The sequence below is a fragment of the Kitasatospora sp. NPDC001660 genome, assembly GCF_053596725.1.
In genome coordinates this window covers 28,671-47,531 of sequence record NZ_JBSFGU010000045.1, presented here as the reverse complement: position 1 = coordinate 47,531, position 18,861 = coordinate 28,671, and the positions used below count along the sequence as shown (strand labels likewise).

The window sequence follows — 18,861 nt, the reverse complement described above, 5'->3', positions numbered from 1 at the left end:
CCACCCAAGGCTGCGTTCCGAGCGCCCGCCGTTCGCGTCCGCGCGGCCTCTTCGCACGGTGTAGCGCAGTCCGCCGTACCTCTGCGCGAAGCCCTCGCGCCGGATCACCAGTTCCAGCGGGGCGGGGACCAGCCGACCCTTGCGGTCGCGGACCCGCAGCAGCTCCGTGGGGAGCCTGGGCTCCGTCGGCTCCTGCCGACGTCCGGTGCGGTCGAGTAGGCGGCGGGCACGCGGGGACAGCTCCGAGCTGTCCTCCAGGATGTGCGTGCCCGGATCGTCCTGCCTGTGGCGGACAGCTGAGCGGCCCGCCGCTCAGAGCGGGGCTGGGCTGCTTCCGGGCCCGCGGGCGAGGGCGCCCCTGCCGGGAACCGGAGTCTGAGCCGCATCGGTTCCGGGAGCGGCGATGAGGTGGGCGAGGTCGTCGACGACGTCGGTCAGCGACTGGCGGTGGTTGAACACGGCGCGTTGCCGGTCGGCTCCGGTGCCGGCGGTCAGCCGGTGGTGGAGGAGCAGACGGGCGGTTGCCAGGTCGTCTGCCACGGCCAGGGCGGGAGTGGCGAGGTCGAGCAGGCTGGTGGCGAGTCGGCGCATCGGCAGGCGGCGTCCGGTGGAGGGTTCGGTGCCGATGGCGGCAAGGCCGCCGAGTGCGGCTTGGCGATGGGCTTCACGCAGGACCACGGTGGCCATGCGCGGTGGTGGCGTGCCGTTGCGGTGGGCGGCGAGGAAGGTGTGGGCCAGCGCGCGCAGCAGGACGGCCAACAGGAGCGGGGTGTCGACGTCCGCGTTGGTGTCCGCGATCCTCACCTCCAGGGTGGGCAAGTGCTCGGACGGCCGGGCGTACCAGTAGAGCATCTTGCGGTCGAGGATCACGCGGTCGGCGGCCAGCCGCTGCACCGTCCGCTCGTACCCGTACGGGTCCAGGACCGGGGCGGGCCCGCAGGTGGGCCATGCCAGGTAGCGGCCGGCGCGGCTGCTCGCGGCTCCGCGGTCCTGGCCCTCGCAGAACGGCGAGTTGACGCACAGCGACTGCAGAACGGGCAGCCACGGGCGCAGGCGGGCGCTGATCGCCAGGGCATCGGCGCAGCTGAGGTCACCCAGGTGGACGTGGCAGCCGCAGATCTCGCCGCCTACCTGGTCGGCGGCGCCGTCCACATGGGCGGCGACGCGCCGGTAGCGGTCGGTGGGGGTCAGCGGCAGCGGGTGGTCGCTGGGCAGGACCGCGGTGCCGGTGGCCACCAGCAGGCATCCGGCGTTCTCTGCCGCTTCGGCCATGGCCCGGCGCGCGCAGACCAGTTCCGAGCGCAGGTCGACGGCGGTGGTGACGGGGCGGGTGCACGCTTCGACCTGGGTGGCCAGGAACTCGTGCTGCGCCCGGTCGCCCAGGGTCCGGGCGGCGTGCGGCACCACGAGGTGGGCTCGGGGCACGGTGCGCCGTGTGGTCGGATCGACCAGCAGGAACTCCTCCTCGATGCCGAACCTGAGAGCGTCACCTCGGCCGGTCATCGCTGGTGCCCCGTGACCGTGGTCGGCAGCCGGACGGGCAGCCGGTGCCGCCGGGCCCTGGGCCGGGCAGCACCGCGTTCGCAGAAGTCCTGGGTCATGAAGCTGCGCTCCCTTGTCGCCCTGCGTATGTCCCGCGCGGTCGGCTGGAAACGGTGGCGGCGCTGCTCCTTGTGGGATCGCCTGCGTCGAGACGGGCGGATGATCCAGGGCCCGCTGGTGTGCAGGATGCCGTGACCGGGGCAGACGCGGGCCATGGTGAGAATCGGATACACGATGATGACCGAGCAGCGAGGCCCTCGCGATCTGGTCGCGGACGTGGTGCGCGCGGAGCAGGCGGGCTTCGACTTCTCGGTGATCTCGGACCACTCCTTCCCCTGGCTGGACGAGCAGGGCCACGCCCCGTACGCGTGGGCCGTGCTCGGCGCCGCCGCGCAGGCCACCTCCCGCATTCCGCTCATGACCTACGTCACCTGCCCGACCTTCCGCTACCACCCGGTGGTGGTCGCGCAGAAGGCCGCCACGGTGCAGTTGCTCTCCGAAGGCCGCTTCCGGCTCGGGTTGGGCAGCGGCGAGAACCTCAACGAGCACGTGATCGGCCACGGCTGGCCCGCGGCGCCGGTCCGCCAGGCGATGCTCGACGAGGCCGTGCAGATCATCCGGGAGCTGTTCGAGGGTGGCTACGTCACCCGCCGGGGGCGGTACTTCGACGTCGAGGGCGCCCGGTTGTGGGACCTTCCCGACCGGCTGCCACCGATCGGAATCGCGGTCTCGGGGCCGGACTCCTGCGAACTGGCGGGCCGGCTGGCCGACCTGGTGATCGCCGTGGAGCCCGACCCCGCCCTGGTCGCGGGCTTCGCGCAGCACGGCGGGGCCGGGAAACCGGCGGTGGGCCAGCTGCCGGTGTGCTGGGACACCGACCGGGACGCCGCCGTGCGACGGGCCCACGAGCAGTTCCGCTGGTTCGGCGGCGGCTGGAAGGTCAACGCCGAACTGCCCGGGACCGCGGGCTTCGCCGCCGCGAGCCGCTTCGTGCGCCTCGGCGACATCGCCGAAGCCATCCCCTGCGGTGACCGGGTCGAGGACTTCGTCGACGCGGTCCGGCCGTTCGCCGACGCCGGGTTCGGTGAGGTCGCCCTCGTCCAGGTCGGCGGCGACAGCCAGCCGGCCTTCCTCGACTGGGCCGAGAACACCCTGCTGCCTGCCGTGCGAGCAGCGTTGTGAGGCTGCCCCACCCGGCTGTGGTGCGGCCTCTGCCATCGGACGGGCGCGGAAGCCAGTGACGAGACGACGGTCCCGGCAGTGGGGGTGCGCCCGCTGGACGAGGTCTTCGATGCGATCGAGACCGCGAACCGGCGCCCAGTTCGCGGCACTGGTCACCGCCGCCGCACTCGGTGCTACGGGGCCGTGCCGGGCGCGGCTGCTGGCCCAGTGCCGGGCCGCCGCGGTCCGCCTGCGCGAGGCCCTGGTCACAGGTGCGGACGGCGCAGGCGCCCTGGGCGCCTACGAGGCGCTGGCGTGACTGTGCGGCCACGCCGTGCCGGGCGCGTTCCTTGTTGACCGTCCGGGCTGCGATCTCTTCGCCCGCTTCTCGCTCTCTCCGCGGCCGAGGGCGCTCTCCTTGATGTGCTCGTACTGGCGCTCGCACTTGGGGCTGGATCCTCGCGGCATGACCGCCTCTCCTCTCGGCGTGGGGTCGTTGCCCGATCGCGTGCACCCGGCAAAACAGCAACAAATCGGCCGAAACATGAATTGGATGTCGTATGTCGGGGTAGAACGACTGTTGCAGCGACCGCTTTCATGCCGGCCGCGCCGGCACCCACCGGGTGCCACCGGGACCTTCGCTTGAAGAAGCCGGGCACAGGTTCTGGGGGAAGAAGCCCGTGGCACGTGAGCGAGCCCTCGCCGCGGCGCGGGGCGTTCACCCTGATGCCCAGGAGAAGCAAGTGTCCATCCCCCTTGAGACACCGCACCCTGCCGACCAGACGAGTGCCACGGCGCCGTCCGGCCCGCCGCCGCCCGACCTGCCGCCCCGGTATACCGCGGCGGAACTGCGGGTGATGGGCAAGTCCGAGGCCCGTGAACTCAGCGACGCGCTGTTCGAGCGCCTGGCCGGGCTCGCCCGCGAGACGCACGCCTACAGCTACGTCCGTGGCACGATCATCGAGCTGAACATGCCGCTGGTCCGGTTCATCGCGGCCCGCTTCCGCCACCGCGCCGAGGACATGGACGACATCCTCCAGGTCGGCACGATCGGCCTGATCAAGGCCGTCGACGGCTACGACCCGCACCGCGGCGTCGAGTTCGTCACCTATGCCATCCCCACCATCGCCGGAGAGATCAAACGGTTCTTCCGCGACACCTCGTGGCCGGTGCGCGTGCCGCGCAGCACGCAGGAGCTGTACCTGAGCGTCGTGCGCGGCTCCGACCGGCTGGAACAGGAGCTCGGCCGCCTCCCGCGGCCCGAGGAGATCGCGAAGGACCTGCACCTGACCGTCGAGGAGGCCACCGAGGGACTGGTCGCGGGCCGGGTCTGCCGGCCCAACTCCCTGGACGCGCTGCGCGACCAGGACGCCGACGAGACCGGCAGCGCGCTGCTCGACCGCCTCGGTGCCTGCGATCCGGGCATCGAACTCGCCGACTTCCGCACCGCCGTCCGCCCGCTGCTCGCGGAACTCCCCGAGCGCGAGCAGACGATCCTCGAACTCCGCTTCTGGGACGGCCGCACCCAGTCCGAGATCGCCGACCGCATCGGCGTCTCCCAGATGCACGTCTCCCGGCTGCTCAGCGCCATCCTGGCCCGGCTGCGCGAGAAGTTGGAGGACCACGACGCCCCGGGCTGGTCGGACGAGCCGCCGGACGGCCCGCCGCACTGATCCGGTTCCACCATGGACCGCGACCAACTCCGGGACGCTGTACGGGAAGCTGGCCGCAAGGTCGCCCTGGTGCCGACCGGCCGTGTGCCGGACACGGTAGTTGACGGGCACGTCGAGGCGGAAGGGCCGGGCGTGCTCCGGGGTCCTTGTTGATCACGACCACGGCCAGGGCGCCGTCGGGCCGCCGGACCGCGTGCGCGTCGAGGGCGCTGCTGCCGCGCGACACCGCGAGCGCGTCGCCGCCCCGGAGCGCGGTGTTCAGCAGCTTCAGCGTGTGGAACGGCGTGAACGGCGTTCCAGCGGGCGGTTCGCAGGGCTGGGGGCCGGTCCAGCCAGCTGGGCACTCTCCGGAGGAGAGTAGTCCGAGGTCGCCCCAGTCCGTGCACTCCTCGGTCCACTGCAGGCCGTTGTAGAGGGCCCACCAGTGAATCCGGGACACACCGTTGTCCAGCCGGGACAGACCGTTGCCGAACACCGTCCACCAAGCGCAGGGCGGGTTCGACCGGGTTCATGCCGTCCTCCTCCGCGTGGCGGGCGCGCGGATCCTGCACCGTAACGGGCCCGCGCGAGGCGTCTGCCCGCCGGCCGGTCCGTACGGCGTGACGGCAGGCTCTAGCCTGGAAGAGGACTCAGGTGGCGAAGGTGATCCGGATGATGGACTTCTCCGAGGTCAACGGCTGGACGGTCGTTCCGCGCTTCGGGAACCTCGACGACTTCGCGGCTCCCGAGCTGCGGAAACAGTTCGACGTACTATTCGACGTACTAATCGACGACGGCGCGCCCTGGCTCGTGGTGGACCTGACCGCCGTCGGCTTCGCCGACTCCACCGGGCTCAACGCCCTGCTTGGCGCCGCCCGCCGGGTGTGGGAGGGACACGGCGTGATCCTGCTGGCCGGCGCGGTGCCGCGGGTGCGGGACGTCGTGGAGCTGAGCGGGGTGGAAGCGGTGCTGCCGCTCTACCCGGACGTGGCGGCGGCCTGTGGCTGAGCACCGGATCCCCGCAGAAGTCGCCCGGGCCGACGACGCGACGGTGCTGCTGGCGGCGGTGGACCGGCTGCGCGCCGAGGCGGAGGGGCTGCGCCGGGCGATGCGCACCCGGGGCGTGATCGAGCAGGCGAAGGGCATGCTCACCGAGCGACTGGGCTGCACGCCGGACGAAGCCTTCGGCCACCTGGTGCGGATGTCGCAGGACACCAACCGCAGGGTCGCGGACATCGCCGCCGGGCTGGTAGGCCTCGCTGCACCGATCACGGACCTCGCCGGGGATGAGTCGCTCCAGGAGGCCGTCGACGAGTTCGTCCGGCCCGGGCGGCACTCGCCCGTGCTCGTGGCAGCACCCGTTTCCGCGCCGCCGGTGCCCGCGCCGCCGGGTGCCACCCCTCTCGCTCCGGTGCCCGGCCTGGCCGCCCGCTACCACCTGGCCGTCTCCGCGCTGGCCGGCGCGGAGACGACGGAGGAGCTGGCGCGGCTGGTGCACGAGGTGGCCACGGCGCCGCTCGGCGTCGTCGCCGTCGTCCTCGGCCTGCTGGAGCCCGACGGCGCCTTCGCGCTGATCGGCAGCCACGGGGTGGAGCCGCGCCGGGTCAGCCAGTGGCGGCGCATCCCGCCCGAGACCGGGGTGCCGCTGGTCACCGCCGCTCAGGGCGGCGGCATCGTCTGGGAGTTCGACGCGGACGACGCCGGCGGCGGGTCGCCGGAGACCGGCCGGATCGTCCCTGGCCGGACGGCCTGTGCCGTGCCGCTGCGCAGCGGGGACCGCACGGTCGGGGCGATGAGCCTTGGCTGGGACGGCCCGCCCCAGGGCCCGCGCGGCCACCCGGTACGTCGACGCGCTGGCCGGCCTGGTGGCGGGGCACCTGCTGCGGGTCGCCGCGGCCGGCGGCGGGGAGCCGGGCCTGGTGGTGCCGGGCGGCGAGTACTGGTTCCGCGGCGTGCTGGACGCGATGTTCGAACCCGTCCTCGTGCTGTCGGTGGTCCGCGAGGGCAGCGGCGAGGGGGCGGTCACCGACCTGCGCGTCAGGTACGCGAACGCGGCGGCCGGCCCCGCCCCGATGGTCGGGCGGCGCCTGACCGAGATCCTCCCCGGGCTCGTTGCTACCGGCGTCTTCGCCCGGATCCTCGACGTCGCCGGGACCGGCGTCCGCTACGAGGGCCGGGCCGGCGATTTCACGGGTGCGGGACCCGGGGCGGTCCTCACCGTGCGCGCGGTGCCGTTCCTCGACGGCCTGCTCCTCACCTGGCGCCCCCGGGACGGTGCCGCCGAGCTCGCGGCGGGGATTGGTGACACCCAGCGGCTGGCCGGCGTCGGCAGTTTCGCGTGGTCGCGGGGATCGCCGGGCCTGGAGCTGTCGAAGGAGGCCCGGCGGTTGCTTGGCCTAGACCCCGGGCGGCCCGGTCAGGTCACCGCGGTCGAGGTACTGGCGTGCGTGCGTCCGCCCGACCGCGCCGCCGTGCGGGCGCTCGCCGGGGTGCTGCTGGGCGGGCGACACCCGGGCCCCGTGGACGTCGTCGTCGGGCCGGCCGGGGCGGGTGGGCGGGCGGTGCGGATCAGCGCGGAGGCCGTCACCGATCCCGACACCGGTCGGGTGCGCGACGTGCGGGGCGTCCTCCAGGACGTGACCCGACAGCACCGCACCGAGCAGGCCCTGGCTGGAGCCCGGACCAGGCTCGCCGAGCAGCAGCGCCGGACCACCGCCGAACACCGCGCTACCCGGGCCCTGCAGAACGCGATGATGGCCGCCCCGGACGAGCCGAAGCCGCCGATCGCCGGCCTCGACCATGCCGCCCGCTACCTGCCCGCCGGGGACCACCGCCGGGTGGGCGGCGACTGGTACGACCTGGCCGCCCTGCCCGGTGGCCCGGTCCTGCTCGCGGTCGGCGACGTCAGCGGGCACGGCCTGATGGCCGCCGCGGGAATGTCCGAGCTGCGGTACGCCCTGCGCGGGCTCTGCTACGCGGGCCTGAGTCCGGCCGGCGTGCTGGGCCGCCTCAATACCGTGCTCTGCCACCACGGCAGCCTGCGGATCGTCAGCGTGCTGTGCGGCCTGCTCGACCCGGCTGCCCGCACGCTCATCTGGAGCGCGGCCGGTCACGCGCCCCCGGCCGTCGTGCGCAGGGCGGTCGCGGACCTCGCCAACGGTCCCACCGGCACCGTCCTCGGAGCGCTCGCCGATGCCCGCTACCGCGACACCGTCCAGCCGCTGCGGCCCGGCGACACCGTGCTGCTCTGGACCGACGGCCTGCTCAACCGCTGTGAAGCCGGCACCGGCCGCCCCGACCGCCTCCTTCGCGCCGCCGCGGAGTGCGCCGCACCCGATCTCGCGGACTGTCTCGATCACATCGCAGCCCGCCTCGGCGGCCCCAAACCGGCGGACGGCAGCTGCCTCCTCGCCGTCCGGCTCCAAGCCGCGCGTTAGTCCGCGCCCTGACGGGGAAGCCGCACCGGCGGACCGGGGGACGGCCGTGCGAGGAGGCAGGACAAGGGCGGGAACGGGAAGCACCGGCCGCGATCGGGCGCGAGCTGCGGCGCGACTGGGGGCTCGACGCCCTGGTGAACGGGCTCGTGTTCAGACAGCGCGGCCGAGCCTGGGAGGTCATGCAAGGGGTGCGGCCCCGGACGGTGTCGGCGCTCGTACTGCTTTGGTGCGGTACGGTCGGTCGGGAGATCGGGGACGATGGCGGTCATGCCTCCTCCAGCAGCTCGTTCGCCGGGCGGCCGCCCCCGGCCACGCGGGCGAAACGGTGACGGCGGGTCAGCCGGCGCCGGGCAGTCGCACCTCCAGGTGCCCGGAAAGCACCCGGGTCTCGAACACGGGCTGTGGTGCGGTGGCCGGGCCGCACGCGACCTCGCCGTCGCGAAGGCGGAACTCGCTGCCGTGCCACGGGCAGCGCAGGCAGCCGTCGGTCACCGTGCCCTCGGCGAGGGGACCGGAGAGGTGCGAGCAGCGCTCCGCGAGCACGTGGCAGCGCTCGCCGTCCCGGACGACGACCACGGGAAAGCCATCCGCCATCCGTCTGACGGGTTCGCCCGGCGGGAAGTCGTCGACCGGGCCGAGGGCGACCCAGCCCGCGGGCACCAGTCGGGGTACGGCGGCAGCCCGGTTGGGGCCGGCGGCCTGTCCGTAGGCCAGGTGTCCGCCGAGCGTGCCGCCTGCAGAGACGGCGGTGAGCCCGGCCAGACCGAGCAGCCGCCCACGAGCCCGGTGGCCGCGGCAGCGGGCCAGCAGCGATCCGGTGTACAGCAGCACGCCGGCGGTGTTGGCGAGCGCGTGCACCAGGCCGGTGCGGCGGCGTGGCGGGTCGAGCCGCGCCCAGTCCACCCAGCCGGACAGCGCCGCCGGGACGGCGCCCAGCAGCCCGACCGCGACCATGGCGTCGGCCGAGCGGTGCGCGCCCGGGAGAAAGTCCAGCAGTCCGGCCGAAGTCCAGCAGCCGATCGGCACCTGGACCAGCACCGGGTGCAGCGGATGGCCGAGCCACACGCCGTGCAGGGCGTCGCGGTACGGTCCGAGCGGAAGGGATTCCACGGCGTCGGCGAGCGGCCCGGCCGGCAGGTCGAGGACCTCCCAGTGCGCCGGAGCGTCGAGTGCGCGGCGCAGTCGGCGGGACCACCGGTCGATGGGCAGGGCTGAGGCATACAGGTGTGCGTCCATGCCCGGCGGCTTGCCGGGTTCCGCGCGGTCAAACCCCGTGCCGGGCGTGTGCCGAGCGCCGATCCGGGTACCCGCAAGGCGCGGGACAGGCGTGCTTGCAACCCTGGCACCCATACTGCGGTGATCACGCTGCGGCGCGAACTGGTGTGACCACCGACGACAGTCGGCCCCCGCGCGCTGACGGCGAGGCCGAAGGAAAAACGAGGCGCGGAGATGGCCGATCTGACGCGGATCGCGCAGATCATGGCTGAGGCCGTCAACGGCCCGGGCCGACCCTCCTTGCCCGAGCGGCTCTGCGGGGCCTGCGTCGAGGCCCTGGCCGTCGAAGCCGCCTCCATCACGCTGATGGCCGACACCGGCCACCGTGCCGGCGTCTGGGCAAGCGATGGAAGGGCCCGGCGGCTGGAGGAACGGCAGTTCAGCCTCGGCGAGGGCCCTGGCGTGGACGCCTTCCGCGAACGGCGGCCCGTGACGGTCGCCGACCTGCTCGCGCCGGACGAGGTGCGCTGGCCGGTGCTGGTGGCGGACCTCGCCTCGACCGCGCGCGACCAGGGTCTGCGCGGCGTCTACGTCTCACCGCTGCACCTGGGTTCCTCCGGCATCGGCGTGCTGAGCCTGTACCGCTCCGACCCGGGCCTGCCGGGTTCCGAGGAGATCTCCGACATCCAGGTCGCCGCGACCAGCGTGACCCTCGCGATCGTCGGTTCCTTCATGTCGCCGTCCGGCGAGGTGCCGGTCCAGCCGTGGCTGGACGACCCGCCGCTCAACGGCGTCGAGGTGGACCAGGCGGTCGGCATGATCACGGTGCAGCTGGGGGTGTCCGCCGACGAGGCCCTCGACCGGCTGCGCGCCCACGCGTTCACCCAAGACCGGGAGATCGACGAGGTGGCGCACGAGGTCGTGGAGCGGCGGCTGCGGTTCACCGAGGAGGACCGATGACGGATGACCGACGACGGGGCGCGGGCGTAGCCTTGCCCCGAAGGGAAGTGGAGACGGTCATGACGCGCGAGGCCCGCGTGAACGAGGCGTTCGCCGGGCTCACCGGGACGCTGATCGGGCCCGGCTACGACACCGTCGAGTTCCTGCACCGGCTCACCGAGGTCTGCACGGCGCTCAGCGGCACGGCCGGCACCGGTCTCGTGGTCGCGGACCGCCGCGGCGGGCTGCGCGACATCGCCTACTCCAACGACCGGGTCCGCTGGCTGGAGGCGCTGCAGATCGCTGTCGGCGAGGGGCCCTGCCTGGACTGCCACCGCACCGGCGAGCAGGTCATCGAACGGGACCTCCGGCAGGCCCGGGCACGCTGGCCGCAGTTCACGCGGCAGGCGCTCGATCTCGGTTTCCGCTCGGTACGCGCGGTGCCGCTGCGCCTGGGCGGCCGGGTCGTGGGCGCGCTCAACGTCTTCGACGTCCGCCCCGGGGTCGAATCCGGCCAGGACGGCCCGGACGTCGTGCAGCCGCTCGCCGACCTCGCTGTGATCGCCCTGCTCCAGCGGAGGTACGGGCGGGAACAGGCCGCCGCGGAGGAGATCAGCGCCGCGCTGGTGGACCGCGCCGCCGTCGAACGGGCGAAGGGCGTGCTCGCCGAGGCCGGCGGCCTCGACATGGACACCGCCTTCGAGGTGCTCCGTGCCCACGCCCGCCGAAGTGGCACCGGTGTGGCCGACGTGGCCCGTGCCCTCGTCGCGGGCCGTCTGGACCCGGCCGCGGTGCTGGCCGGCTGACGGCCGCGCGGCACATGGACCTCGACGCGGCGGTCCGCCGGGCCGGCGCTACCCGGACCGGGCTCCGGCAACCGGGCATGGCCGTGCGTAAACCGGATACCCGCAGGCGTGGGCACGGCCGACGACGACCCGATCCGCACGCGATTCCCGCCCGAAGGAGGAAGCCGTGAACCACCACACCAAGGTCCTCGCGATCGTGAACAACTACGGTGTCGAACAGGACGAACTCCTCGTCCCCGTCCGTCATCTGCGCGATGGCGGCGTCCACGTCGACATCGCCGCCCCCACCCGGGACGACATCCGCACCCTCGTCCGGGACAAGGAACCCGGCGAGACGGTGAGCCCGACCCACACCCTCGACGAGGTGGACCCCACCGACTACGACCTGCTGCTCATACCTGGTGGCACGCTCAATGCCGACAGCCTCCGGATGCGCCAGGAGGTCGTCGACATCATCCTGGCCTTCACCACCTCCGGCCGCCCCGTCGCCGCCATCTGCCACGGCCCGTGGCTGCTCGCCGAGGCCGGTGTGGCGTACGGCAAGGAGGTCACCTCCTTCCCGTCGCTGCGCACCGACCTCGCCAACGCCGGCGCGAGCTGGACGGACGCCGCGCTCGTCACGGACGACGCGAACGGTTGGCGCCTCGTGACCTCGCGCAAGCCCGAGGACCTCGAACAGTTCCTGCGGGGGATCGACGCCGCTCTGAAGGTGCGGGCTGCGGCCGTCGGCCGGCACTGAGACTCCACCGGGTCCGGGAGGCGTCGGTGGGTATCTCGTTCGGCGGCTCAGGCTTCACGCGTGGACGAAGTCCGGGAACGTCGCAGCGTCCTGGATGAAGAGCACCGGCATGTTGTCGCCGACCAGATCGTAATTGCCGTGCCGAATGTAGAACTTGACGGCGAAGTACGTCGCGCACGGTATCAGCGGAGCCGCGCGGCCCCTGTACGGTCGAGAAGCGGACGAAGACGGGCGTGCGGGTGCCGGCCCCTGGAAGAAGTCGGCGCGGGTGAACAGCCACGGACCGGTCCGGTCCTGGCGGTCGCTGCCAGGGCGGGGCTGCGGGACGGTCGGTACGGGTTCTCCAAGGTAGGCCGTGCTCCTGCGGGTTGCCGCCATGCCCGGTGCCAAACGGCCCACGGGCTTTCCGGTCAGGGCGAGTACCGCTGCTCAGACGAGCCGTGGACGGTGAGGTGGCCCCGGACGGCGGCGATGGCGCCGGCGCCGGGAGGAAGGCCCCCACGGGCCGGGGTGAAGTCGTCGGAGGGGCTCGCGCACGCGCCTCGAGCAGCGCCGCAGTTCCTCGGCCGGGCCACGGAGCCGCAGGGCGGGGAGAGCTGGTCTTCCGCGCCGCTCAGGTGGGTGCGGAGCACGACGAGCAGTGTGTCGGTCGCGTGGTGGCGCTCGGCGACCGGCAGGGGTTCGTCGAGCCGCGCGGTCGATCAGCAGTCGGATCGCGTCTTCTTCGACCGTTTGCTCAGCAGCTGAGGAACGGGCAGCGGGACCAGCGGCGCCAGTCGGCCGGAGGGCCGTCCCGCGTCACCGGTGAGTGGGCCGGTCGAAGGGCGTGCAGCGTGGCAAGCCGGGCGGGCCGCCGCCCGCCGCTAGGGTCGCCGGTGGCGTGCGAAGCCCGCCCGTCCCCGCGGACGTCACCCGTCCCGCTGCGGAGGTTCCATGACTGCTCCGACCACCGCGCCGCGCCGCGTCGGGGCCCGGCTCCACCAGGGCAGCACCGTGCTGCGCTGGCTGTTCACCACGGACCACAAGGTCATCGGGAATCTCTACCTGGTCACGGCCTTCGGCTTCTTCCTGGTCGGCGGGGTGATGGCGCTGCTGATGCGCGCCCAGCTGATGGGGCCGGACATCGGATTCCTCTCGCACCAGCGCTACAACCAGATGTTCACCATGCACGGCACGATCATGCTGCTGCTGTTCGCGACCCCCACCTTCGCCGGGTTCGCCAATGCGATCATGCCGCTGCAGATCGGGGCGCCCGACGTCGCGTTCCCCCGGCTGAACGCCTTCACCTACTGGGCGTTCCTGCTGGGCGGTCTGCTGGTCCTGAGCGGCTTCCTCACCTCGACGGGGGCGCCCGCGTTCGGCTGGTTCGCGTACGCGCCGCTGAACGGGCCGGTGTTCTCACCTGGCACTGGCGGCGAACTGTGGGCGCTGGGCCTGGTCGTGGCGGGCCTCGGCACAATCCTCGGCTCGGTCAACTTCATCACCACGATCACCTGCCTGCGGGCGCCCGGCATGACGCTGTTCCGGATGCCCGTCTTCACGTGGAACGTGCTGTTCACGTCGATCATGGTGCTGCTGGCCTTCCCGGTGCTGACAGCGGCCCTGTTGCTGCTGGAGGCGGACCGGAAGTTCGGCGCGCACGTCTTCGACGCGGCCAACGGCGGCGCGCTCCTGTGGCAGCACCTCTTCTGGTTCTTCGGGCACCCGGAGGTCTACATCGTCGCGGTGCCGTTCTTCGGCATCGTCACCGAGATCATCCCGGTGTTCAGCCGGAAACCGGTGTTCGGCTACTACGGGATGATCGGCGCGACGATCGCCATCACCTCGCTGTCGATGTCCGTCTGGGCGCACCACATGTTCGCCACCGGCCAGGTGCTGCTGCCGTTCTTCTCCATGATGTCGTTCCTCATCGCGGTACCCACCGGGGTGAAGTTCTTCAACTGGATCGGGACGATGTGGAACGGCTCGCTGTCCTTCGAGACGCCGATGCTCTGGTCGATCGGGTTCCTGGTGACGTTCCTGTTCGGCGGGTTGAGCGGGGTGCTGCTCGCCGCGCCGCCGATCGACTTCCACGTCACCGACAGCTACTTCGTCGTGGCACACCTCCACTACGTCCTGTTCGGCACCGTCGTGTTCGCGACCTTCGGGGGTTTCTACTTCTGGTGGCCGAAGCTGACCGGGAAGATGCTCGACGAGCGGATCGGGAAGGTGCACTTCTGGATCCTGTTCGTGGGGTTCCAGGTCACCTTCCTGGTCATGCACTGGCTGGGCGCCCAGGGCATGCCCCGGCGCTACGCGACGTACCTGGACGTGGACGGCTTCACCGCGCTCAACGTGCTGGCCTCGTGCGGCGCGTTCATGCTCGGGATCTCCAACCTGCCGTTCTTCTACAACGTCTGGATCACCACCCGGCGCGGCCGCAAGGTCGACCGGGACGATCCGTGGGGCTGGGGGCGGTCCCTGGAGTGGGCTACGTCCTGTCCGCCGCCCAAGCACAACTTCCACGTGCTCCCGCGCATCCGCTCCGAATCACCGGCCTTCGACCTGCACCATCCGGAGGTCCCGGCAGAGGAGAGCGGCAACCGATCGTCCGGCGACGCGGGGAAGAGCGGGAGCGCGCGATGAAGGCCGAAGGATGGCTGTTCTCCATCATGGCGGCGTTCTTCGCCGTGACCGGACTCGTGTACGGACTCTGGGCCCGGGAGCCCGCGGGCAAGGCGATCCTGACAGTGGGGTGCCTGATGTCGGCGCTGATCGCCCTCTTCTGGTTCATCCAGCACCAGCGGCGGGGCCACGGACGGCCACAGGACCGCAAGAACGCCGAGATCGCCGAGACCGCGGGCCCGATCGGGTTCTTCCCGGCCCGCAGCGGCTACCCGGTGCTCGCGGCCGTGAGCGTGACGGTGTTCGCCCTCGGGGTGGTGTTCGCCCTGTGGCTGGTCGTCGTCGGTGCCGTGATGCTCGCGCTCGCCGTGTTCGGGTTCATCTTCCAGTACCGCGACGGCGCGTGAGCCTGCGCAGCAGCCGGCGCACGGGGCCGGCCGGGGCCGGCCGGGGCGTCCGTTCGGCCGAGGTGCAGGGGTGCTCCGGGGCGGTAAGGATGGCCGCGACCCGCTCCGACTCCCGTTCGGAGGCGGGCAGTTCGACCCGGTCGCGGTAGAACCAGGAGCTCGCGGCGGCCCGCGCCCGCTCCCGTCGCGGTGCCCCCTCCAGGGCCGGCAGCGGGTCCGGCGCGTCGCGCACCAGCATGACCTCGCGCTCGCCTGGCCGGACGCGCCGGCGGTGGCCCTCGAAACCGCCGTCGAGGGACTGGTCGATCCGGCCGGTCTCGTCGCCGTCCAGGAGCCGGGAGCGGTCCCTGGCCTGGAGGGCCAGGCACAGCCGCCGGGTGAGCATGAACGCCACGACCGGCAGGACGATCAGGGAGGCGCGCAGCACGTTGGTGAGCGCGTTGACGGACACGCCGAACTCGAACGCGATCACGTCGTTGCCGCCTGCGATGAGCAGCACCGCGTAGAACGTGATCCCGGCGACCCCCAGCGCTGTGCGGGTGGGCTTGTTGCGCGGCCGGTCGCACAGGTGGTGCTCGCCCGGCCGGGGGTCGAGCCACCGTTCGGCGAAGGGGTAGGCGTACAGGAGCGCGAACATCAGCCCGGGCAGTACCACCGCGGGGAGGAGGACGTTCCAGGACAGCGTGTGCCCGAACACGCGGGTCTCCACCGCGGGCATCATCCGCAGCGCGCCCTCGATGAAGCCGATGTACCAGTCGGGCTGGGCGCCGGCCCCGGCGACGTCGGGCCGGTAGGCGCCGTAGCGCCAGATCGGGTTGATCTCCGCGACGACGGCCGACAGCGTCATGACGCCGCCCACCGTGAACATCAGGCCGGTGCTCCGGGAGAGGAACTGCGGGAAGAAGGGCATGCCGACCACGTTCCGGTTGGTGCGCCCGGGCCCGGCCCAGTGCGTGTGCTTCAGCACGACGACGAGGGTCAGGTGCGCCCCGATCAGCGCGAGCAGCAGACCGGGCACGAGGAGGATGTGCACGGTGAACAGCCGGGGGATGATCGCGTGCCCGGGGAACTCGCCACCGAACGCGAAGAACGTGAGGTAGGTACCGACCAGCGGCAACGACAGCAGGACGCCCTCGGCGATCCGCAGCCCGGTGCCCGAGAGGGTGTCGTCCGGCAGCGAGTAGCCGGAGAACCCTTCGAGCAGGGCGAGGGTGAACAGCGTCACCCCGATGACCCAGTTGAGCTCGCGCGGGCGGCGGAAGGCGCCGGTGAAGAACACCCGCAGCAGGTGGACGCCGATCGCCGAGGTGAACAGCAGCGCCGACCAGTGGTGGATCTGTCGGATCAGCAGACCGCCGCGTACGTCGAAGCTGATGCGCAGCGTCGACGTGTAGGCCTCGGAGAGCCGTACGCCGCGCAGCGGCAGGTAGGAGCCGTCGTAGACGATCTCATTCATGCTCGGCTGGAAGAAGAGCGTCAGGTAGACGCCCGTCAGCAGCAGGATGACGAAGCTGTACAGCGCGAGCTCGCCCAGCAGGAACGACCAGTGGTCCGGGAACACCTTGCGCAGGAACTCCCGGCCCCCCTCCATGACCGGTAGGCGCTTGTCCAGGACGGTGGCGGCACGCTCTCGTGCCGGGGGTTTGCTCGTGATCTCGGGTGACTCGGTTGGCTCCACGCGAGGCAACCTAGTGCGACCCGCCGCGTGCGGGGTGGCCTAGCGCTGCGGCTCCGCCGCTGGGAAGTGGTGGAACACTCCAACGGAGTAGGCGGATATCCCCGGCCAGTGGGTGCGTGCCGGGCCAGGCCGGCTCGTTCGACCTCCGCGATGCGACCACCACGCCGCCAGATACCAGCCATGAAGTGCGGGCGGGGGTGGCGCCGGGCGGCCGGGAGGGGCAGGCTCGAAGGCGGACGGCTTCCCTCGCGCAAGGAGGGCCAGCTCAATGTCCACCCGGCACACCTTCCGCTCCAGGAATCCCGGCACCGTAGCTCCGCTTCTGCGGATCTCCGCGTTCACCGTGCCCGGCCGGGGCGTGGTCGTGCGCCTTGACGGGGAGGTCGACCGGGACCAGCGCCGACGCCTGGAGGCTGCCCTCGTTCGCGCGGTGACCCTACGGCCGTCCCGGCTGGTCGTCGACCTCGCCGGCCTGGGCTTCTGCGACTCGAACTGCCTGAACGTCCTGCTCGGCGCCCGCCTGGCCGCCCAGGCCGCTGACGTGGACCTGCTGTTGGCTGCCCCCACTGCGCAGGCGCGGCGGCTGCTGGAGATCACCGGCACTGATGAGCTCTTCACCGTCTGCGACAGCGTGCGCGCCGCTCTCGGCGACGCTGGCGCCGGATCCGGGTGAGACGGCCGTGGACGTGCCTGAGCGGTACGCGGTCACCCTGCCTGGCAACCCGGGCGGGCACGCACCCCCGGAAGTTGTCATCGTCCACGCCGTCGTGTCGGCCGCACAGTCACGCGTTCCGCGTTGGGCACGGCTGCGGTTCCTCGGGGGATGTGCTCGGTGCGCCAAGAAGGGGTGGGGTGCGCGAGCTGTGGTGCGGAGCCGAGGTCCTCCGCTGGTGGCGGACTAGCGTAGGCGGGGCGTGTTCGGGCGGCGGCGTGACGCCTGTCATTCCCCGGTGGCGGGCCCCGGGGTCCGGGGTCCGCCACCGGAGTCGGGTCAGGACTTGCCGCGGCCGGTGACGAAGTCGCGGGCCCGGTCGACCAGGCCGACGCCGGGCGCGAGGAGCTTGCTGGCCGCGGGGCTGGCCGGCGCGGAGGGGTGCGGGCGGGTGGGCGCCATGGACTTCGCCCGGCGGATCTTGTCGCCCAGGTCGTCGAGCTGCTGCGGGGTGCAGGCGTGGCGCAGCATGGGGAAGAGGTTGTTCTCCTCGTCCTGGACGTGGGCGGCGACTTCGTCCATGAGCTGCTGCAGCAGGGGGTTCATGTGCGGGTCGTCGGTGCGGGTGTTCTCCAGTTGCTTGAGGAGGTTCTCGATGCGGCCGTGGTCGGCGGTCTCCTTGTCGGCGAGGCGGTCGCCGCCTTCGATGTGCTCGCGGACCGCCGGGTACAGGTACTGTTCCTCGGCGACGGAGTGCCGCACCAGCTCGATGGTGATCTCGTCGACGGCGTCCCGCAGCTGCTGGTCGCCGCCCGTCATCGCCTGGATGCGGGCGAACATCTCCTCGACCTCGCGGTGGTCGGCCATCAGCTCGTCGATCACGTTTCCGCCGTGTCCCATGCTGGCTCCATCCGTGCGCGGGCGGGTGTTTCCCGCCTCGGCCCGCAGGGATTCCCGCGCGGGCCGGCCGGGGCCCGGCGCGGCGAGGGGCGTCACCCGATCGGAGCCGACGCGGCGGGTGCCGGCCGACGGGGCCGGGTCTGCCCGCGTTGGCCGGCACCTGAAGGGCCGAGCGACTGGTGAGCCGGTGTGCTGCTACGGCTCGGTGGACGTTGGGCTTCCGTACTCCTCGAGGATGTCGAGGACCTCCCGCAGGGTCAGTTCCACGTCCGTGCTGCCGGGGCCGGCGGCTCGTGCGTAGCGGAACCCGCGGTCGTGCGACAGGATCGCGTGCACCGTCCAGTCGCGCAGCGACATCGTCAGGCCGTCGTCCTGGCAGGTGACGTCCCAGCCGAACATGCGGGCCGTCTCGCGCAGATAGAAGGCGTCGTGGCTGAGGGGAAGGTCGCTGTCGGCCATCGCTTGGCCCGTTCAGGTGTGCAGGTAGCCGTTGGTCCCGTCGTGGCCGTCCGCCTCCAAGTCGTCGAACCACAGACCGTCCTCGGCAAGGTAGCGGAAGTGGATGCGGCTCTCGGTGGGGAGCGTGACACTCACCGAGCGCATGCCGTCTTTGCGGGGAGCCAAGGGGTGGGCGCCGGGGGTCCAGTCATTGAAGTCCCCGACGACACTCACCTGCCCGTGCGGGTGGTCGGCCGGCAGCAGGAAGGTTACTTCGGTGGCGTTCTTGCGTCGGGTGCGCTCCAACACGGGCGAACAGCTCCTTCTCGGGCGGATGAGTAGCGTGCGTGCTGATCCTGCTGTCCCGGCTGGCCAGTAGCCGGAAGCCGCACGACATCGACAGCCATCGGGTCGCCCGTTCGGCCCCGGGCGCGGCCTCAGCCGACGGGGCGTTCATGCTCGGCTCGCCTCTCGCGGGACGGTGGCCGCGGGACGGGCAGCAGTTCCCCGGAGCGCGCGAATGCCGCCCCGGCGACCGGGTGGGCCGCACGACACGGACGATCCGCCGGCGTGCACGGGTTAGCGCGCTGGCTTCTGCGGAATTGCCGGGTCCCCGGCCCTGCCGCGCCCCGCGAGCAGGTCGCGTACGCGTTTGCCGAGGGGCGACCAGGGCAAGCGCCCGACGAACCGG

Annotated in this window: 19 protein-coding genes and 3 pseudogenes; 13 read left to right on the top strand and 9 right to left on the bottom strand. The window is 72.4% G+C overall.

The genetic code is table 11. The features are described from left to right. Nucleotides 1-312 precede the first annotated feature (312 nt). Complete coding sequence (locus tag ACWCXH_RS32225; protein ID WP_449805036.1) at nt 313-1,503, bottom strand: carboxylate-amine ligase; 1,191 nt, start codon at nt 1,501-1,503, stop codon at nt 313-315. 252 nt (nt 1,504-1,755) lie between these two features. On the opposite strand from ACWCXH_RS32225, the gene ACWCXH_RS32220 reads away from it, so the two are divergent. Continuing rightward, nucleotides 1,756-2,724, top strand: a complete 969-nt coding sequence (locus ACWCXH_RS32220) for an LLM class F420-dependent oxidoreductase (RefSeq protein ID WP_449805035.1) — start codon at nt 1,756-1,758, stop codon at nt 2,722-2,724. Nucleotides 2,725-2,833: 109 nt separating this feature from the next. After that, entirely contained in the window at nt 2,834-3,022 is a 189-nt protein-coding gene (locus tag ACWCXH_RS32215) for a hypothetical protein (protein ID WP_449805034.1), read from the top strand. A 12-nt stretch (nt 3,023-3,034) separates the two neighbouring features. Here the strand turns inward: ACWCXH_RS32215 and ACWCXH_RS32210 are convergent. After that, a pseudogene (locus ACWCXH_RS32210) lies at nt 3,035-3,171 on the bottom strand (plasmid stabilization protein); the annotation flags it as partial. Between the two features lie 275 nt (nt 3,172-3,446). On the opposite strand from ACWCXH_RS32210, the gene ACWCXH_RS32205 reads away from it, so the two are divergent. The 4 genes and pseudogenes from ACWCXH_RS32205 to ACWCXH_RS32190 all read left to right on the top strand — a co-directional run bounded on the left by ACWCXH_RS32205 (nt 3,447) and on the right by ACWCXH_RS32190 (nt 7,792). Further along, the gene (locus ACWCXH_RS32205; RefSeq protein ID WP_449805033.1) at nt 3,447-4,376 is read left to right on the top strand and encodes a SigB/SigF/SigG family RNA polymerase sigma factor; all 930 of its coding nucleotides are present in this window, start codon (nt 3,447-3,449) and stop codon (nt 4,374-4,376) included. 633 nt (nt 4,377-5,009) lie between these two features. Further along, nucleotides 5,010-5,363: an STAS domain-containing protein gene (locus ACWCXH_RS32200; RefSeq protein ID WP_449805032.1), complete on the top strand. Its 354-nt coding sequence runs from the start codon at nt 5,010-5,012 to the stop codon at nt 5,361-5,363. Beyond that, nucleotides 5,356-6,114 (top strand): annotated as a pseudogene (locus ACWCXH_RS32195) (ANTAR domain-containing protein); the annotation flags it as partial. The gene ACWCXH_RS32200 and the pseudogene ACWCXH_RS32195, both read left to right, overlap by 8 nt. A 40-nt stretch (nt 6,115-6,154) precedes the next feature. Next, a complete protein-coding gene (locus tag ACWCXH_RS32190; protein WP_449805031.1) occupies nt 6,155-7,792 on the top strand; it encodes a PP2C family protein-serine/threonine phosphatase in 1,638 nt (545 codons plus the stop codon). Nucleotides 7,793-8,128: 336 nt separating this feature from the next. On the opposite strand, the gene ACWCXH_RS32185 is transcribed toward ACWCXH_RS32190, so the two are convergent. Continuing rightward, nucleotides 8,129-9,028: a Rieske 2Fe-2S domain-containing protein gene (locus tag ACWCXH_RS32185; protein ID WP_449805030.1), complete on the bottom strand. Its 900-nt coding sequence runs from the start codon at nt 9,026-9,028 to the stop codon at nt 8,129-8,131. A gap of 213 nt (nt 9,029-9,241) precedes the next feature. Between ACWCXH_RS32185 and ACWCXH_RS32180 the strand changes: the two genes are divergently transcribed. The 3 genes from ACWCXH_RS32180 to ACWCXH_RS32170 all read left to right on the top strand — a co-directional run bounded on the left by ACWCXH_RS32180 (nt 9,242) and on the right by ACWCXH_RS32170 (nt 11,491). Beyond that, nucleotides 9,242-9,967 (top strand): ANTAR domain-containing protein, encoded by a 726-nt coding sequence (locus ACWCXH_RS32180; protein WP_449805029.1) that lies wholly within the window; start codon nt 9,242-9,244, stop codon nt 9,965-9,967. 59 nt (nt 9,968-10,026) lie between these two features. Beyond that, a complete protein-coding gene (locus ACWCXH_RS32175; RefSeq protein ID WP_449805028.1) occupies nt 10,027-10,752 on the top strand; it encodes an ANTAR domain-containing protein in 726 nt (241 codons plus the stop codon). Nucleotides 10,753-10,918: 166 nt separating this feature from the next. Beyond that, nucleotides 10,919-11,491 (top strand): DJ-1/PfpI/YhbO family deglycase/protease, encoded by a 573-nt coding sequence (locus tag ACWCXH_RS32170; RefSeq protein ID WP_449805027.1) that lies wholly within the window; start codon nt 10,919-10,921, stop codon nt 11,489-11,491. A gap of 16 nt (nt 11,492-11,507) precedes the next feature. Here the strand turns inward: ACWCXH_RS32170 and ACWCXH_RS32165 are convergent. Next, a pseudogene (locus ACWCXH_RS32165) lies at nt 11,508-11,764 on the bottom strand (catalase); the annotation flags it as partial. A 137-nt stretch (nt 11,765-11,901) separates the two neighbouring features. Next, nucleotides 11,902-12,123 carry a hypothetical protein gene (locus ACWCXH_RS32160; RefSeq protein ID WP_449805026.1) on the bottom strand — a complete coding sequence of 74 codons (222 nt, stop codon included), beginning with the start codon at nt 12,121-12,123 and terminating at the stop codon, nt 11,902-11,904. A gap of 301 nt (nt 12,124-12,424) precedes the next feature. On the opposite strand from ACWCXH_RS32160, the gene ctaD reads away from it, so the two are divergent. Further along, nucleotides 12,425-14,116, top strand: a complete 1,692-nt coding sequence (gene ctaD, locus ACWCXH_RS32155; protein ID WP_449805025.1) for an aa3-type cytochrome oxidase subunit I — start codon at nt 12,425-12,427, stop codon at nt 14,114-14,116. Further along, entirely contained in the window at nt 14,113-14,502 is a 390-nt protein-coding gene (gene ctaF / locus ACWCXH_RS32150) for an aa3-type cytochrome oxidase subunit IV (RefSeq protein WP_449805024.1), read from the top strand. Before ctaD ends, ctaF begins: the two co-directional genes overlap by 4 nt. Here ctaF and qcrB read toward each other — a convergent pair. After that, nucleotides 14,474-16,180 carry a cytochrome bc1 complex cytochrome b subunit gene (gene qcrB, locus ACWCXH_RS32145; RefSeq protein ID WP_449805023.1) on the bottom strand — a complete coding sequence of 569 codons (1,707 nt, stop codon included), beginning with the start codon at nt 16,178-16,180 and terminating at the stop codon, nt 14,474-14,476. The genes ctaF and qcrB overlap by 29 nt on opposite strands. 268 nt (nt 16,181-16,448) lie before the next feature. Between qcrB and ACWCXH_RS32140 the strand changes: the two genes are divergently transcribed. Then, complete coding sequence (locus ACWCXH_RS32140; RefSeq protein WP_449805022.1) at nt 16,449-16,853, top strand: STAS domain-containing protein; 405 nt, start codon at nt 16,449-16,451, stop codon at nt 16,851-16,853. Next, a complete protein-coding gene (locus ACWCXH_RS32135) occupies nt 16,786-17,082 on the top strand; it encodes a DUF6296 family protein (RefSeq protein WP_449805021.1) in 297 nt (98 codons plus the stop codon). Before ACWCXH_RS32140 ends, ACWCXH_RS32135 begins: the two co-directional genes overlap by 68 nt. Nucleotides 17,083-17,171: 89 nt before the next feature. On the opposite strand, the gene ACWCXH_RS32130 is transcribed toward ACWCXH_RS32135, so the two are convergent. The 3 genes from ACWCXH_RS32130 to ACWCXH_RS32120 all read right to left on the bottom strand — a co-directional run bounded on the left by ACWCXH_RS32130 (nt 17,172) and on the right by ACWCXH_RS32120 (nt 18,479). Beyond that, nucleotides 17,172-17,732, bottom strand: coding sequence for a hemerythrin domain-containing protein (locus tag ACWCXH_RS32130; RefSeq protein ID WP_449805020.1), 561 nt, complete (start codon nt 17,730-17,732; stop codon nt 17,172-17,174). A gap of 195 nt (nt 17,733-17,927) precedes the next feature. After that, nucleotides 17,928-18,191, bottom strand: a complete 264-nt coding sequence (locus ACWCXH_RS32125; protein ID WP_449805019.1) for a hypothetical protein — start codon at nt 18,189-18,191, stop codon at nt 17,928-17,930. 12 nt (nt 18,192-18,203) lie between these two features. Then, on the bottom strand, nt 18,204-18,479 hold the full coding sequence (locus ACWCXH_RS32120; protein ID WP_449805018.1) for an isoamylase early set domain-containing protein: 276 nt from the start codon (nt 18,477-18,479) through the stop codon (nt 18,204-18,206). Between the last annotated feature and the right edge of the window lie 382 nt (nt 18,480-18,861).